We start from the raw sequence: 15350 nt of genomic DNA on the forward strand, positions 1-15350 counted from the left end.
GATCGCACAGCTTTACGCAAGGTGAAGTCCTTTGGGGAGGGTTGACCCAAACGAAATGGATGTATGGGGAAAACCCGCGATGCGATTTGTGGACATCAGTCCTGAAGGTGGCGAAGAAATCGGTTAACGTCCCGGAGTGCGACAGAAGTTGAGGGTGGCGGCCTACGCCATATGCGTCCGGGACGGACAGATCCTCCTCGCCCGCTCGCCCGCCTGGGACGGCACGCTCGAGTGGGTCGTGCCGGGCGGTGGCATGGAGCACGGCGAGGATCCCTACGACACCGTCCGGCGGGAGGTGGAGGAGGAGACCGGGTACCGCATCGAGGTGACCGGGCTGCTCGGCGTTAACTCCTCGCACCACGTCTTCCGCAACGGCTTCGGACCCCCCGTCGACCATCACGGCGTCCGGCTCGTCTACGAGGGCCGGATCATCGGCGGCGAACTGCGCAACGAGGTGAACGGCTCCACCGACCTCGCCGCCTGGCACGACCTGGACGCGGTCCCCGGGCTGGTGCGGATCTCGATGGTCGACATCGCGCTGCGGATGTGGCGCGAACGCCCGGCCACCGGACGGCTGGCCGACGCCCTGGAGTAGGTGCAGTACCCCGGAAGATGAACGCCGCGTGACCGGCTCCGGGACGTATCCGGAGCGGGTGGCGACGCGCAGGGTAGTCCAAGATCCACGTACGGTGATCGGCGCTGCGCGTTGCCGCCTCGTTTACGCGCAGGTCATTCCCGCTGCCAACGATCCAGTACGAGCGGGGTGTTCACGTCGTGAAGGCCCCGCGACCACTGCCGACGCGTTCGCACTCGGGGAGAGAAGCGCATGTCGCGCACACGCTCAGCCGCCGGCTCCGGCCAGAACATCCACCGTCGTTCCGTCCTCGCCGCCACCGGCGCGGTCGCCCTGGCCGGGGGTGTCGGCTACGCGCTGCGGCCCAGTGACAGCCAGGCCGCCACCGCCCAGGAGAGCACCGCGGCCGTGGCCGCGTCCTCACGCCAGGCGCCGGCCGCGCCGCTGGCCCCGTACACCAAGGGCACCACCGTGGCGTCCGTCGCCGCCCCGCGCGGCGGCTCCGGCTACCGGCGCCTGGGCGACGGAGCCGGCTGGCAGCGGGTCGTCCGCTCCGACCTGGCCGCGCCCAAGCCCGGCCGCGCCGGGCGCCGTACCGCGCTCGCCGCGTTCGTGCAGCTCACCGACCTGCACATCATCGACGCCCAGCACCCGCTGCGCCTGGAGTACCTGCGCTCGGCCGACATCCATGCCTGGCGGCCGCACGAGGCGCTGACCGTGCAGGGCGCGATCGCGCTCGTCGAGCGGATCAACGCGCTGCGCGGCGCCCCCGTCACCGGAGCCCCGCTGCACTTCGCCATGACCACCGGCGACAACACGGACAACAACGCCAAGTCCGAGCTGGACTGGTTCCTGAAGATCATGAGCGGCGGGCGCATCACACCCAACACCGGGGACCCGCGCCGCTACGAGGGCGTCCAGAACAGCGGCCTCAAGCAGTACTGGCAGCCGGACGCCGCCGTCCGCGACAGCGACAAGCAGGCCGGCTTCCCCCACCTCGACGGCTTCCTGAAGGCCGCGATCCGCGAGGTGCGCAGCCCCGGCCTCAACCTGCCCTGGTACTCGACCGTGGGCAACCACGACTCCCTGCCGATGGGCTGCTACGGCTCGCACGGCGACCCCTACCTCACCGAACTCGCCGTCGGCGGCAAGAAGCTGATGAACGTGTCCGCGGCCGAGGCGCAGCAACTGCAGGCGCAGATCAAGAAGGCTAGCGACCCCAAGGGCGTCCGCTACCACGACTTCCTGAAGTCCCACGCCCGCTCCATGCGTTCGGTCACCCCCGACGAGCGGCGCGCCCCCTTCACACCGGCCGAGTACGTCGAGGCGCACCTGGACCCGGCCCACCGCGGCCTCGGCCCTGCCGGACACGGCTACTCCTCCGCCAACCTGGACGCGGGCACCCAGTACTACGCCTTCCGCATCTCCGACGACGTGATCGGCATCAGCCTGGACACCACCGACTCCGGCGGCCACTACGAGGGGTCCATCGGCACGGCCCAGCTGAAGTGGCTCGACAAGACACTGCGGGACAACAAGGACTCCTACGCGGTGATCTTCAGCCATCACACCAGCAAGACGATGACCAACCTCCGCAGCGACCCGGCGAGGCCCGGCGAGCGCCGCCACGACGGCCAGGAGGTCCTCGCCCTGCTCGGCGGCCACCCCAGGGTGCTCGCCTGGGTGAACGGCCACATCCACAAGAACGTCATCACCCCGCACGCCCTGGCGAGCGGCGGCTCCTTCTGGGAGATCTCCACGGCCTCCCACGTCGACTTCCCGCAGCTCGCCCGGATCGTCGAGCTGACCGACAACAAGGACGGCACCATCTCCCTGTTCACGACGCTGGTGGAGTCCTCGGCCCCGCACCGCACGGACTTCTCCGACCTCTCCCAGACCGGCCTCGCGGCGCTCTACCGCGAGCTGTCCCTCAACGCCCCCGGCGCGAGCACCACCCTCGGAGGCGACCCGGCGGACCGCAATACCGAGCTGGTGCTCAAGAAAGTCTGAAAGCCGCTCAACCGCCCGGCGCCGGTCAACCCCCGCCGTAGCCGCCGCGGTCCCCTCTCCCGGCACGACTCGACAGGACGTGACAGGGGGAAACGGGGACATGAACAGACGCGCGCGTACGGCGGCCCTGACGGCGGCGACGGCGGTGGCACTGGCGGCGGCCCTCACGGCTCCGGCGGTGGCGGCGGGCCCGTCTGCCGCACCCGGCGGCCATGACGGTACCGAGCGGGCCGTCCGGGCGGCGGTGGCCGACGGGGCCCCGGGCGTGACGGTGACGGTACGGCGGGGCCACGGCACCTGGGCGGCCACGGCCGGGGTCGGCAACCTGAGGACGGGCAAGCCGCGTTCGGCCCGGGACCACTACCGCATCGCCAGCATCACCAAGACGTTCGTCGCCACGGTCGTCCTCCAACTGGAGGCGGAGGGGCGGCTGTCGCTCGACGACACGGTGGAGAAGTGGCTGCCGGGCGCGGTCCGGGGCAACGGCCACGACGGCGGCCGCATCACGATCCGGCAGCTCCTGAACCACACCAGCGGCGTCTTCGACTACCTGGAGGACCCGGGCTTCCAGCAGACCTACATGACCCCGGACGGCTTCATGAAGCACCGCTTCGACGAGGCGGCTCCCGAGGACATGCTCGCCATCGCGATGAGGAACCGGCCGTACTTCGAGCCCGGCGCGTCGTTCACGTACTCCAACACCAACTACCTCCTGGCCGCGCTGGTGATCGAGAAGGCCACCGGCAACGGCTACGGCGACGAGATCGACCGCCGGATCATCGCCCCCCTGCACCTGACCTCCACGTCGGTCCCCACCACCCGGGTGACGCTCCCGCGGCCCAGCAGCCGCGCGTACTCCAAGCTGGCCAGGACGGACACGGGCCCGACGTACGACGTCACGGAACTGAACGCGCGCCTGGCCTACGGCTCCGGCCAGATGGTCTCCAGCTCGGCCGACCTGAACCGCTTCTACTCGGCCCTGCTGCGCGGCAAGCTGCTCCCGCCGGAGCAGCTGAAGAAGATGAAGACCACGGTCCCCTCCAGCCGCGAAACCAGCCGCTACGGTCTCGGCCTGGTCGACCGCAAGCTCACTTGCGGTGTCCATGTCTGGGGCCACGACGGCGGGATCTACGGCTCGAACTCGGACGCGGTGACCACCGGGAACGGCCGGCACTCTCTCGCGGTCAATTTCAACGGCGACTGGTCGGGAAGCACGGACGCGATCATCGAGGCGGAGTTCTGCGGCCGCTGAGGAGCTGAGCGGCGTACACGGCGGAGGCGGTCACCGTCCCCGCCGTGTCGTCCGCGGTGCCGGCAGACCTTGACCCAGCCCGTTCCCGGTGCCGGGGTGAAGCGAGTGGGCGGTGAGCGCCCTGACCGAGCAACGCCGTTCGGATGTCACTGAGTCGGCGAACTCGGCCCGGCCTGACGCCACGATGTACATCCGGTCTGGATCGGGCAAAGTCCATGGCCATGACACAGTTTGAAGCATCAAGCTCCTCTTCACATCAGTGACCTATCGATGGAGCTGTGATGAGGAGTGCCCGCTTCAGGACGAAGTCGGCCGCCTGCGCCCTGTCCTTCGCGGCCGTGGCGGCCGTGATGGCGACCGCCCAACCGGCGAACGCGGCCGAGTTCACCGTCACGGACAACTGTGACGTGCCATGGATCACCTGCTCCAACGGTGATCTGTGGCTCTTCTACAACTCGAAGGACATCGCCGTCCAGAACGGCGTCATCAAGTCCGCGTACACGACGTTCTACGGCGACGTGTCCGACCACTGGGGCACGAGCCAGTACCAGGGATCGTCCCTGACGACCTACCGGTACGTCTTCGGCAACGGCGGCAACGGCAACGGCCAGTACATGAAGAACAATGCGGCCTCCGTGCAGAACTGTGCCCCGGACGACAACTACCGCGTGTACTTCAGCTCCGGCTACGGCGGCACCTCTCAGTACTTCGCGAAGAACAGCCCGTACGGGGACTGCAACATCACGAACCTGATCTCCGCCCTGAAGAACAACAACGCTTCCTCCCACTTCGCATAAGAAGGAACCCGCGTGAAGCGCATCAAGCGGACAGCCCTCGCGGTCGCCCTCACCGCCTCGGCTCTCCTGGTCAGTGCCTGCTCTTCCGGCGCCGCCTCGGACACCACGGAGAACACGGCCGACGGCAAACCGGTCGTGAACAAGGCGAACTGGCCCGAGAAGGTTCCCACCACCGGCCTGACCAAGAACCTGACCCTGCCGCTGGAGGCGTACATGGCCTCCTACGAGGACCAGGTCACCCTCGAGCAGGCCGCCAGTGATCTCGAGCAGTCCTGCATGAAGGACTACGGCATCGACCTGACGCTGCCGAAGGCGGGCGCCAATCCGCCGCCCAGTAACAACGATGCCAACATCGAACGTCGTTACGGCATTTCCGACCGGGCCGAAGCCGAGAAGTACGGCTACGAGCTCCCCCCGGCGCTGCGGGAGCACACCGAGCAGACCATGCGTGATCTGTCCGGTGTCGAGGTCGAGGTCCTGACCGGCCACACCAAGCCCGCGGCTCCCGCGGCGGCCGAAGCGGGTCAGCCGATCGCCGCCCCCGACCGGGGAGTGAAGCCCGCCCGGGCGGAGTACAACGGGAAGGCGCTGAAGCAGGGCGGCTGCATCGGCTGGTCCGAGGACCGGCTCGGTGTGAAGGGAGCCGACCCGACCCTCGTCGCGCAGCTCGCCGGAGACAGCCTCACGCAGTCGATGAAGGACGACAAGGTCGTCAAGGCCACCGCCGCGTGGTCTTCCTGCATGGTCGGCAAGGGGCACGCGGGACTCGCCGATCCGTATGCGGCGATGGACCAGGGCGTCACGGCGGACGGCGAGCCGACGAAGGAGTCCATCGCTCTGGCGGTCGACGACATCGACTGCAAGGAGCAGACCGACCTGGTGAAGATCTGGTTCGGTGTGGAGTCGGCGATCCAGAACCGGCAGATCGCCGACAGTCAGAGCCAGTTGACCGCCATCAAACGGCAGCACGGCACGGAGGTCGCTGCGGCGCGCAAGCAGATGACGGCCTCCACGCGGTGAGCAAGGTCCGACAGTGCCCGCACCGCGCCCGGTGCGGGCACTGGGCCTGATCGCGGCAGGCCTCCTTGCCGCGATTTTCGTCGGCGAGTTCACCCCCATCACCGACCGGTAACAGAAGACGAAGGGCAGCTTGCCGCAATGGCTGACGCAATGGTGCTCCAGGCCCAGAAATGGGTCAACGCCACCTACAAGAACGTTTCCGGCTACAACCTTGTCACGGAAGACGGCAAGACCGGCTGGAACACCATGTATTCCCTGACTCGCGCGCTGCAGCACGAACTCGGCATCACAGCGCTGTCCGATGCGTTCGGGCCGACGACGCTGTCGAAGCTGCAGGCCAAGGGCTCCATCAAGATCGGCGAGTCCAACGAGAACATCGTCAAGATCATCCAGTGCGGGATGTACTGCAAGGGCTACAGCGCGGGCGCCATCGACGGGCAGATGTCCTCGGCGACCCAGAGCGGCATCAACACGATGATGCAGCACATGGGTCTTTCGCCCTTCTATATCGACGGCACCGTACGCCCCAAGGTGTTCAAGGCCCTGCTGACCATGGACTCCTACATATTCCTCTCCGGCGGACTGGAGCAGATCCGCTTTCTGCAGCAGTGGCTCAACGGCCGCTACTTCGAGAAGTCCACCTTCTTCATCGGCCCGTGCGACGGCTTCTTCTCCCGGGACGCCCAGCAGGCGCTGATGAAGGGCATCCAGTACGAGTCGGGCATCCCCGAGGACCAGGCCACGGGTGTCTTCGGCCCCGCTACCGTCGCCGGGCTGAAGGCCCACACCCTCTCGGAGGGCGACACCGGCACGTGGGTGCAGCTCTTCGCCGGCGCGTGCGTGGCGAACGGCCCCTCGAACACGAGCGGTGACATCGCCACCTTCGGCAACACCTTCGACGCGGACCTCGCGGACTGGGTCAGGAAGTTCCAGAGCTTCTCCGCGATCAGCCAGACCGGCAAGGCCGACTTCGACACCTGGGCACAGCTGCTCGTCTCCTACGGGAACCCCGATCGCCCGGTCAACGCCTGCGACACCCGGTTCACCATCACCGCCCAGCGGGCAGCGGCTCTCTACGACGCCGGATACCGCGCCGTGGGCCGCTACCTGGACGAGCCGGCCGGAAGCACCCTGAACAAGGAGATCCAGCCGGGCGAGCTGGACGCGATCTTCTCCGCCGGGCTGAGCGTCATACCCATCTGGCAGTACGACGCAAGCAGTCTCGCGGACTTCAAGTACAGCAACGGCTACCGCCACGGCAGCCTGGCGCACGCCCGGGCCGAGGGGTACGGCTTCAACAGGAGCACGGTCATCTACTTCGCGGTCGACTACGACGCCACCGCGGCGGACATGGACCGGATCATCGACTACTTCTCCGGCGTGAACGACGCACTCAAGAGCAACGGCAGCAAGTACATATGCGGTGTCTACGGCTCACGAAACGTGTGCGCCAGCGTCTCCGGGGGCGCTTATGTGCCGTACGCGTACGTCTCCGGTATGTCCTACGGCTTCTCCGGCAACCTCGGCTTCCCGCTGCCTCAGAACTGGACGTTCAACCAGATCAAGGAATACGACTTCACCAGCGGTTCGGACAGCTTCGGACTGGACCGGGTGGCGCACCGCCCCGGGTCCGACTTCGGGCAGAAGTCGGTCGGCGACACGGGCGCCTCGCCGGTCGAGGAGTTCATCGCCTACGTTCAGACGGTGTACGACGCCGCCGTCTCCTACGGCAAGGGCGATCCGAACGAACTCTCGTTGCAGTTCATGCGCTGGGACAAGTACACCGACTCCCGGTGGAGAGCGCTGTTCGGTGAGGTCGACGACGCGTTCATCACCTACGCCTCCGGCCGGGGGATCGGGCGATCGAGGGACTACGCGTACACGGACCCGTCGATGGGCGTCGTCATCAACCCGGACCACCTGGTCGCGAGCGCCAGCGGGTACTTCCTGAAGGGGAATGCCGGAGTGGGCAAGGCGAACCGCGCCGAACTGGCGAGCTGGGGCGGGGACCTGCTCACGTTCTACGGCGAGTGGAGTCGCTCGGACAACGCGTCACCACTGGACTTCTGCCGCAAGACGCTGTGCCGGCCCGATGTCGCGTCCACGTTCGCGCTGGGCGACCTCATCGAGGACATCGACGGATTCCTGGTCGCCCAGCGCCTCAAGGACAACGGCGGCACGAACATCGTCGACGAACTGAAGAGAATCCTCATCGGGACAGGTCATCTGACACGCTTCAGCGACTTCAAGCTGTACCGGTTCGGCGGTGTCACGAGCAACATCGGAACCACTGCGAAGGCGTTCCTGGAGGACCAGATAGATGACACCCTGCTGTCTTCCACTCGCGCCCTCCTCATTCAGCGGAACTGTCCACTGGGCAAGGAACCGTGGAACGAGTTCGACTCCGTCATGAGCGAGTTCTACGCGGGTTTCACCGAGACGCTGCAGAATCTCATCGGGCAGCAGGTGGCCCGCCGCGCGAAGTTCCTCGCCGCGCAGAAGGCGGAAAAGGGGTAGTTGCACATGATCCTGATCGGCGCGTTGCTCGTCGCGAGCGGGGTCACTGCGGCGGTGGGAGTCGTGGTGATCCTCATCCTGCTGAGCCATCCGCCGCTGCCCGTGCCGAAACTGTATGCGCTCATCGCCCTGATCCTCCTCTCCCTGGCGGTGGCGCTGTACTGCTACGGCTGGTTCTCGGTCAGCTTGGGTGGACCCTTTCCCGAGCTGTGCAAGAGCGAGAACGACGCCGGAGCCGAACTGGCGGCGATCAGGCAACAGTACTGGCCCCTTCGCAGTGCCTGCCTGTACTCCGACGGATCCACCGTGGAGTACGTCTCGATGTCGATCAACGTGGTCGTGTGCCTGTCGGCGGGTGTCGGCCTCGTCTCGGCCGGCACCTCCGTATTCCTGCGCAAGCGGGTCGGACAATCTTCTGGAGCTACCTCATGAACGCCAAGTTCTCGCGCCGCACCGCGCTCAAACGATTCACCGGTCTCGTGGCCGGATCGGCACTGCTCACCACCGGGGAGGGCATTCTCGCCCCTCTCACCGCCCAAGCCGCCGGCAACTCGTGGAACAAGTCCAGATCGGCGAACGGCTGGGATGTTCTCCCCGGCTCCCCGGGCACCGCCACCTACGACATACCGGGAACGAATCTCCAAGTCACCCTGCGAGAGGGGGATGTGGGGACCGTCCTGTCCTATGTGGCACAACGCTTCCACTACGACGTCGCCGAGCTCGAAGCGGGCCGCGGGCAGATCATCGGGTACAGCGACGCTCTGCACGTGAAGGCGGACTTCGAATCCAACCATCTGTCAGGCACGGCGTTGGCGCTGTACCCGGAAAGCTATCCGCTCGGCGTCACGGGGAATCTCTTCCCCTACCAGGTCACGGCGATCCGGGACATCCTCGCCGAGCTGCAGGGCGTCATCAAGTGGGGCGGCGACATGGAGCCGGCCAAGGAGTCGACCTTCTTCGTCGACGTCCCACCGGGCTCTGCGAAGCTCGCCCAGGTCGCGGAGACCCTCAGGCAGTGGAGACTCACTCCCGGCAAGGGAGCCGGGACCCAGAACATAGAGGACCCCAAGCGCATCACAGCGGCGAAGAAACTGGCGAGCAAGCAGGCGGCCTGACCCAGGCACGGGCACGGGCACGGGCACAGGCCCAGGTGGCCGGGACGACCTTTTCCCGGCCACCTGCGCCCCCCGCCGAGATCGTCGGCAGACCCGTTTCCCCTGCGTGTCCGAGTCCGTCGACGTGCCGGCGGCTCCCCCCCCACCATGGGTCCCGCCCGGCCCCTCCCTACCGGGGCAGCACCACGACATACGCGGCCGGTTCGCGGTCCGCCGAGGCCATCAGGGCCGTGCGGATCACCGTGGCCTGCTGTTCGGGGGAGTCGCGCAGCTTCCTCGGCGTGACGTGGACGACCGTGATGCCCAGCCGCTCCAGGTGCTCGCGCTTGCGGGCGTACTCGGACCACAGGGCGTCGTCGTCCTGCCGGGGCGCCCGGGTGTCGAGTTCCACCGCCACCGCCTGGTCGGGCCAGTACGCGTCGAGTCCGCCGAGATAGGGCCCGCCGGGCAGGCGCAGGTCGACGTTCCAGACCGGGTCGGGCAGGCCGTACTCGGCGATCATGCGGTACAGGCGGTCCTCCGCGCGGGCCCGGCCCTCGGCGAGCAGGGACTCCACCGCGTCCACGACGTGGGGGCGGCTCAGCAGCCGGGCCTGGTTCAGCTCGCGGACCACCGCCGTCGGGTCGCAGTGGGAGCCGCGGACCGCCTCCGTGAGCAGCCGGCGGACGATGCCCGCGTCGGCGAGTCCCGCCACCGCGTCGGCCAGCGCCCGGGCCACCGGTGCCACCGGCACCCCCGTGACCTGTTCCGGGTCGGGCAGGACGGGCGTGCGGACGATGCGCGCGCAGCCCGTGGACCGCAGCCGCCGCAGCCGCGGGACCAGGACGTCGATCGCGTCCAGGGAGGGCAGCGGGGGAGTGGAGGAGAAGCCGTGCAGCGTCAGCGCGGCCAGGCCGGTGATCATCACCTCGGGGTAGGCGGCGGCGTGCGGCCGGCTCGCGCCGGGCTGGGCCGGTACCCCGGAGCCGCGCTCCCGCGCCGCGTACATGAGCACCGCGTGCAGCCGCTCCTCGCTGGTCGGCGGGCCCGGGTGGAGCAGCACGACACCCGGCAGGAGCTGCTGCCAGGGGCCGCCCGCACGGCACTGCTCATTCGTCTCGGCCGTCGAGACGCCGTGCGCGCGGAGCTGGGCCGTTGTCAGCACGCGCGGGCGGCCACCGCCCGACAGGTCGTGCAGGGGGCGGGGGGAGAGCGGGGCGTTGTGGGTCATGACCCGCAATTTCCCGCGTTCCGACCCTCCTTGAACCGCTGTTACAGGTCCGTCGACAAATGCGGACAACCCGGCACTAAAGGACGGATGTTCGGATGCCGAAAGCCCCTGGTCCGTTCGGGTGCGGACCAGGGGTTACGGCTCACGGGGCACTCATCTCGTAACGAAGGCGGAACGCCCCGATCTCAGGCCAAAGCTACTGGTCAGCGGCCTCGTCGCACGCCTGTCCACGCAACGCCCGTGCCAGGTCGTCACGGGATTCCAGCACCAGCCGGCGCAGCGCCGGGGCCGCCCCCTTGTGGGCGTCCAGCCACGCGTCCGTGGCGTCAAGCGTCTCCTGCGACTGCTGGAGCGAGGGGAACAGGCCCTGCACCACGTGCATGCCGATCTGGATCGACCGCTCGGCCCACACCCGCTCGATCGCCGCGAAGTACTTTCCGGCGTACGGCGCGATCAGCTCACGCTGCGAGCCCTGGGAGAAGCCCGCGATGGTCGCCTCCACCATGGCGTTGGACAGCGCGTCCGACTCCACGACCTGCGCCCACGCCTGCGCCTTGACCGCCTCGGACGGGCGGGCGGCCAGACAGCGCACCTGGTGGCGCTTGCCTGAGGCCGTGTCGTCCCGGGCCAGCTCCTCGGTCAGCGCCTTCTCGTCGAGGGCCCCGTGTGCGGCGAGCGGCTCCAGGAACACCCAGCGCAGCTCCTGGTCGAGGGCGAGGCCCTCGATCGTCGCCGTGCCCGCGAGCAGGTCCCGCAGTAGCTCGAAGTCGGCCTCGGTAGCGGCCGTCCGGGCGAAGAAGCGCGCCCAGGCGAGCTGGTGCTCGCTGCCCGGCCCGGCCGCGTACAGCTCGCGCCGGGCTCCCTCGGCGAGCAGTCGCGCGGCCGTCTCGCGGCGGGCGGGCGCCGTGTAGTGCGTGACCGCCGACTCCGCCCACGCGTGCAGCATCTGCACGACGCCGATCTCGGACTCGCGCCCGCCGAAGCGCAGCACCAGGTCCACGAAGTCCCGGGCCGGCAGCAGCGCGTCGCGCGTCATGTTCCACAGCGCCGACCAGCACAGGGCGCGCGCCAGCGGGTCGGTGATCGCGCCAAGGTGCTCGCGCAGGGTCGCCAGCGAGGTCTCGTCGAAGCGGATCTTGCAGTAGGTCAGGTCGTCGTCGTTGACCAGGACCAGGTCCGGCGCCTCGGCACCGGCCAGTTCCGCGACGACCGTCCGCGCGCCGTCGACGTCCGTCTCCACGCGTGCGTAGCGCTCCAGTGTGCCGCCGTCCGTCACCCGGTACAGGCCGACGGCCACCCGGTGCGGACGCAGTTCCGGGTGGGACTCGGCCGCCTCCTGGACCACCGCCAGTTCCTCGACGCGGCCGTCCGCGCCCAGCAGCACCTGCGGGGTCAGCGAGTTCACCCCGGCCGTCTGCAGCCAGGACCGCGACCAGGCGCTCATGTCCCGGCCGCTGGTCTCCTCCAGCACCGACAGCAGGTCACCGAGGCGCGTGTTGCCGTAGGCGTGCCGCTTGAAGTAGCGCCGGGCGCCCTCCAGGAACGCCTCCTCGCCCACGTACGCCACGAGCTGCTTCAGCACCGACGCGCCCTTGGCGTACGTGATGCCGTCGAAGTTGAGCTTGGCGTCCTGGAGGTCGCGGATGTCCGCCGTGATCGGGTGCGTGGAGGGCAGCTGATCCGCGCGGTAGGCCCAGGCCTTGCGGCGGTTGGCGAAGGTGATCCAGCCGCCCGCGAAACGAGTCGCGCCGACCAGCGAGAACGCGCCCATGAAGTCCGCGAAGGACTCCTTCAGCCACAGGTCGTCCCACCACTCCATGGTGACCAGGTCGCCGAACCACATGTGCGCCATCTCGTGCAGGATGACGTTGGCCCGGCCCTCGTAGGAGGCCTGCGTCACCTTCCCGCGGAAGATGAACTCCTCCCGGAACGTCACCAGCCCCGGGTTCTCCATCGCGCCGAGGTTGTACTCCGGCACGAACGCCTGGTCGTACTTCCCGAACGGGTACGGGTAGTCGAAGTGGTCGTGGAAGAAGTCCAGGCCCTGCTTGGTGACCAGGAAGACGTCGTCGGCGTCGAAGTGCGGCGCGAGGCCCTTGCGGCACAGGGCGCCGAGCGGGATCTCCAGCGTCGTGCCGTCCGGATACGTACGCGTATAAGAGTCCGTCACGTAGTGATACGGGCCCGCCACCACACACGTGATGTACGTCGAGATCGGCTTGGTCTCGGCGAACCGCCACACCCCGTCGGCCTGCTCGCCGGCCCCGTTGCTCCACACCGTCCAGCCCTCGGGCGCCCGCACCTCGAAGCGGTAGGGGGCCTTGAGGTCGGGCTGCTCGAAGTTCGCGAAGACCCGGCGGGAGTCGGCCGGCTCGTACTGCGTGTACAGGTACACCTCGCCGTCCTCGGGGTCGACGAAGCGGTGCATGCCCTCGCCGGTACGGGAGTAGGCGCACTGGGCGTCGACCACCAGCTCGTTGTCCGCGGCGAGGTCCTCCAGCGTGATCCGGGAGCCGTCGAAGACCTCTCCGGGGTCCAGATCGCGGCCGTTGAGCGAGACGGCCGTCACACTCGGGGCGATCAGGTCCGCGAAGGTGCTCGTCCCGGGCTCGTTGCAGCGGAAGCGGACCGTCGTCACGGAGCGGAAGGTGCGGGGCCCGTCCCCGGGGTCCTCACCGACCGCGGACCGCAGGTCGAGGGACACCTCGTACCCGTCGACGCTCAGCAGGGCGGCCCGCTCCCGGGCCTCGTCGCGGGACAGATTCTCACCGGGCACGGGCGGCACTCCTCGGATGTCGTGGGGTACGGCTGAACAGGACCGATCCTGCCACGTGCACCTGACACGGGGCAGCCGGGAATGAGGCGAGCGCGTACCGGCGTTGCCGGAGAAACGGTTGCCTTTCGAGGAGAGACATGTCGGACAAGACCCCCGTCGACTTCTGGTTCGACCCGCTGTGCCCCTGGGCCTGGATGACCTCCCGCTGGGTGCTGGAGGTGGAGAAGGTCAGGGACATCGAGGTCCGCTGGCATCTCATGAGCCTCGCCGTCCTGAACGAGAACAGGCTGGACGAGCTGCCCGAGGAGTACCGCGAGCTGCTGGAGACCAAGGCGTGGGGCCCCGTCCGGGTCGTCATAGCGGCGCAGCAGGAGCACGGCGCGGAGGTCCTCGGCGACTTCTACACCGCGCTCGGCACCCGCATCCACAACCAGGCCGAGGGCCCCGGCAAGGAGACGGTCGCCGCCGCCCTGAAGGACGTGGGCCTGCCCGAGTCCCTCCTGGAGCACTGGGACTCCACCCCGTACGAGCCGGAGCTGCGCGCCTCCCACCAGGAGGGCATCGACAAGGTCGGGCAGGACGTCGGCACCCCGGTCATCGCCGTGCCCGGCCCCGACGGCGAGCAAATCGCCTTCTTCGGCCCGGTCGTCACCCCGGCCCCGCAGGGCGAGGAGGCCGGCCGCCTCTGGGACGGCACCCTCGCCGTGGCCTCGGTCCCCGGCTTCTACGAGATCAAGCGCACCCGCACCAAGGGCCCGGACTTCTCCAACCTGTAGGGCTCACTGCGAGGCGTCGGCTCCCGGGTTCTGCAACTCCTCCGGGAGCCGGCCCCCACCGGCCCGATGGTCCCAGGGCTGATACCACCGGCAGCCCGCGGCGGTGCAGCGCCACAGGTCCGTGCGGTTCGTCCCGAGGGCCTTGCGCTCCTCGGGCTTGAGCGGCGTGAACACCTGTGTGCCGCTGCCCTTGCAGGTCGGGCAGTGCTTGTCCTTGAAGAACATCAGCTCCTCCTCGCGATCACCGCCAGGTCCGGGAAGTCGGTCACGACCGCGTCGACCCCCATGCGGTAGTACAGCGCGTATTCGGCGAAAGCGTCCCCGAAATCGTTCGGTCCGCTCCCGTGTCGGAACTGCGCGGGCAGGAACTGGTTCTCGGCGCGGAAGGTGTACGGCCCGATCCGCAGCCCCGCCGCGTGCGCGTCCGCGACGAGCGAGGTGCCGACGAGCGACGCCTTGTCCGGCCCGATCCAGTCCGCGTACGCGGCGATCTCCGCCAGGCCCGTCGTCGTCGTCATCTCCGCGTAGGTTTTCCCGGGCAGGTCGTACGGGCCGCCCGTCGTCCCCAGTGCCTGCCACAGCGGCACACCCAGGCCCGTCATGCGCTGCAGGCTCGTCGGCTCGAAGGACTGCACGACACACTCGCGCCGGCCGAGCCGGTTGCGCCGGATCGCCGCCGCCAGCTTCGGCTCCAGCGGCAGGCCGAGGGACCGGAAGTACGTCGGGTGCTTGGTCTCCGGGAACACCGCGACGGTCCGGCCGTGCTCCCGTGACAGCCGCCGCGCCAGGTCCACGACCTCCTGAAAGGTCATGACCTGCGCGCGCCCGTCGAAGACGGTGTTGCGGTCGCGGACCGCGGGCAGCCGCTCCACGGCCCGCAGCGTCTTCAGCTCGGCCAGCGTGAAGTCCTCCGTGAACCAGCCGGTGACCGGCCGCCCGTCGACCGTCTTCGTCGTACGGCGGTCCGCGAACTCCGGGTGCCGGGCCACGTCGGTCGTCTGGGAGATCTCGTTCTCGTGCCGGACCACCAGCACGTGGTCCTTCGTCGGCACCAGGTCCGGTTCGATCCAGTCGGCGCCCGTCTGCACGGCGTACGTGTACGAGAGCGCCGTGTGTTCCGGGCGCCAGCCGGCAGCGCCGCGGTGGCCGATGACGACCGGGCCGCCGCCCTTGCGGGGTTCGGCCGCCGCCGCGGCGGCCGTCGCGGCCGTGGCGGTCCCCGCGGCCGTGGCGGTCCCCGCGGCCGCCGCCAGCAGGAGGGATCTCCGTCCGAGCTGCATGCAACTCCCCTTCGTCGATGCCG

Annotated in this window: 13 protein-coding genes; 9 read left to right on the forward strand and 4 right to left on the reverse strand. The window is 68.9% G+C overall.

What is annotated here, in order from left to right; translation table 11 throughout:
• Positions 1–136: 136 nt before the first annotated feature.
• From FDO69_RS13135 to FDO69_RS13170, 8 genes are all read left to right on the forward strand, one after another.
• Positions 137–595: an NUDIX hydrolase gene (locus tag FDO69_RS13135; protein ID WP_234387919.1), complete on the forward strand. Its 459-nt coding sequence runs from the start codon at positions 137–139 to the stop codon at positions 593–595.
• Between the two features lie 231 nt (positions 596–826).
• Positions 827–2584: a TIGR03767 family metallophosphoesterase gene (locus FDO69_RS13140; protein ID WP_104779958.1), complete on the forward strand. Its 1758-nt coding sequence runs from the start codon at positions 827–829 to the stop codon at positions 2582–2584.
• Between the two features lie 100 nt (positions 2585–2684).
• Complete coding sequence (locus tag FDO69_RS13145) at positions 2685–3836, forward strand: serine hydrolase domain-containing protein (RefSeq protein WP_104779959.1); 1152 nt, start codon at positions 2685–2687, stop codon at positions 3834–3836.
• Positions 3837–4117: 281 nt separating this feature from the next.
• The gene (locus tag FDO69_RS13150; protein ID WP_104779960.1) at positions 4118–4633 is read left to right on the forward strand and encodes a hypothetical protein; all 516 of its coding nucleotides are present in this window, start codon (positions 4118–4120) and stop codon (positions 4631–4633) included.
• 12 nt (positions 4634–4645) lie between these two features.
• Positions 4646–5653, forward strand: a complete 1008-nt coding sequence (locus FDO69_RS13155; protein WP_104779961.1) for a hypothetical protein — start codon at positions 4646–4648, stop codon at positions 5651–5653.
• Positions 5654–5791: 138 nt separating this feature from the next.
• Positions 5792–8170: a glycoside hydrolase domain-containing protein gene (locus FDO69_RS13160; RefSeq protein ID WP_234387920.1), complete on the forward strand. Its 2379-nt coding sequence runs from the start codon at positions 5792–5794 to the stop codon at positions 8168–8170.
• Between the two features lie 6 nt (positions 8171–8176).
• On the forward strand, positions 8177–8602 hold the full coding sequence (locus tag FDO69_RS13165) for a hypothetical protein (RefSeq protein WP_104779963.1): 426 nt from the start codon (positions 8177–8179) through the stop codon (positions 8600–8602).
• On the forward strand, positions 8599–9285 hold the full coding sequence (locus FDO69_RS13170; RefSeq protein WP_104779964.1) for a hypothetical protein: 687 nt from the start codon (positions 8599–8601) through the stop codon (positions 9283–9285). Before FDO69_RS13165 ends, FDO69_RS13170 begins: the two co-directional genes overlap by 4 nt.
• Positions 9286–9454: 169 nt before the next feature.
• Here the strand turns inward: FDO69_RS13170 and FDO69_RS13175 are convergent, their stop codons facing one another.
• Positions 9455–10495: a hypothetical protein gene (locus tag FDO69_RS13175; protein WP_104779965.1), complete on the reverse strand. Its 1041-nt coding sequence runs from the start codon at positions 10493–10495 to the stop codon at positions 9455–9457.
• A gap of 196 nt (positions 10496–10691) precedes the next feature.
• Entirely contained in the window at positions 10692–13271 is a 2580-nt protein-coding gene (gene pepN, locus FDO69_RS13180) for an aminopeptidase N (RefSeq protein ID WP_104779966.1), read from the reverse strand.
• Positions 13272–13408: 137 nt separating this feature from the next.
• On the opposite strand from pepN, the gene FDO69_RS13185 reads away from it, so the two are divergent.
• Entirely contained in the window at positions 13409–14047 is a 639-nt protein-coding gene (locus FDO69_RS13185) for a mycothiol-dependent nitroreductase Rv2466c family protein (RefSeq protein ID WP_104779967.1), read from the forward strand.
• Positions 14048–14050: 3 nt separating this feature from the next.
• Here FDO69_RS13185 and FDO69_RS13190 read toward each other — a convergent pair whose 3' ends face one another.
• Both FDO69_RS13190 and FDO69_RS13195 read right to left on the reverse strand, forming a co-directional pair.
• A complete protein-coding gene (locus tag FDO69_RS13190) occupies positions 14051–14272 on the reverse strand; it encodes a hypothetical protein (RefSeq protein WP_104779968.1) in 222 nt (73 codons plus the stop codon).
• Positions 14272–15327: a glycerophosphodiester phosphodiesterase family protein gene (locus FDO69_RS13195; RefSeq protein WP_104779969.1), complete on the reverse strand. Its 1056-nt coding sequence runs from the start codon at positions 15325–15327 to the stop codon at positions 14272–14274. The genes FDO69_RS13190 and FDO69_RS13195 overlap by 1 nt, the downstream gene beginning before the upstream one ends.
• Positions 15328–15350 lie beyond the last annotated feature (23 nt).

The organism is Streptomyces tibetensis (genome assembly GCF_007655005.1).
In the GTDB taxonomy this organism is placed as follows: Bacteria; Actinomycetota; Actinomycetes; order Streptomycetales; family Streptomycetaceae; genus Streptomyces; species Streptomyces tibetensis.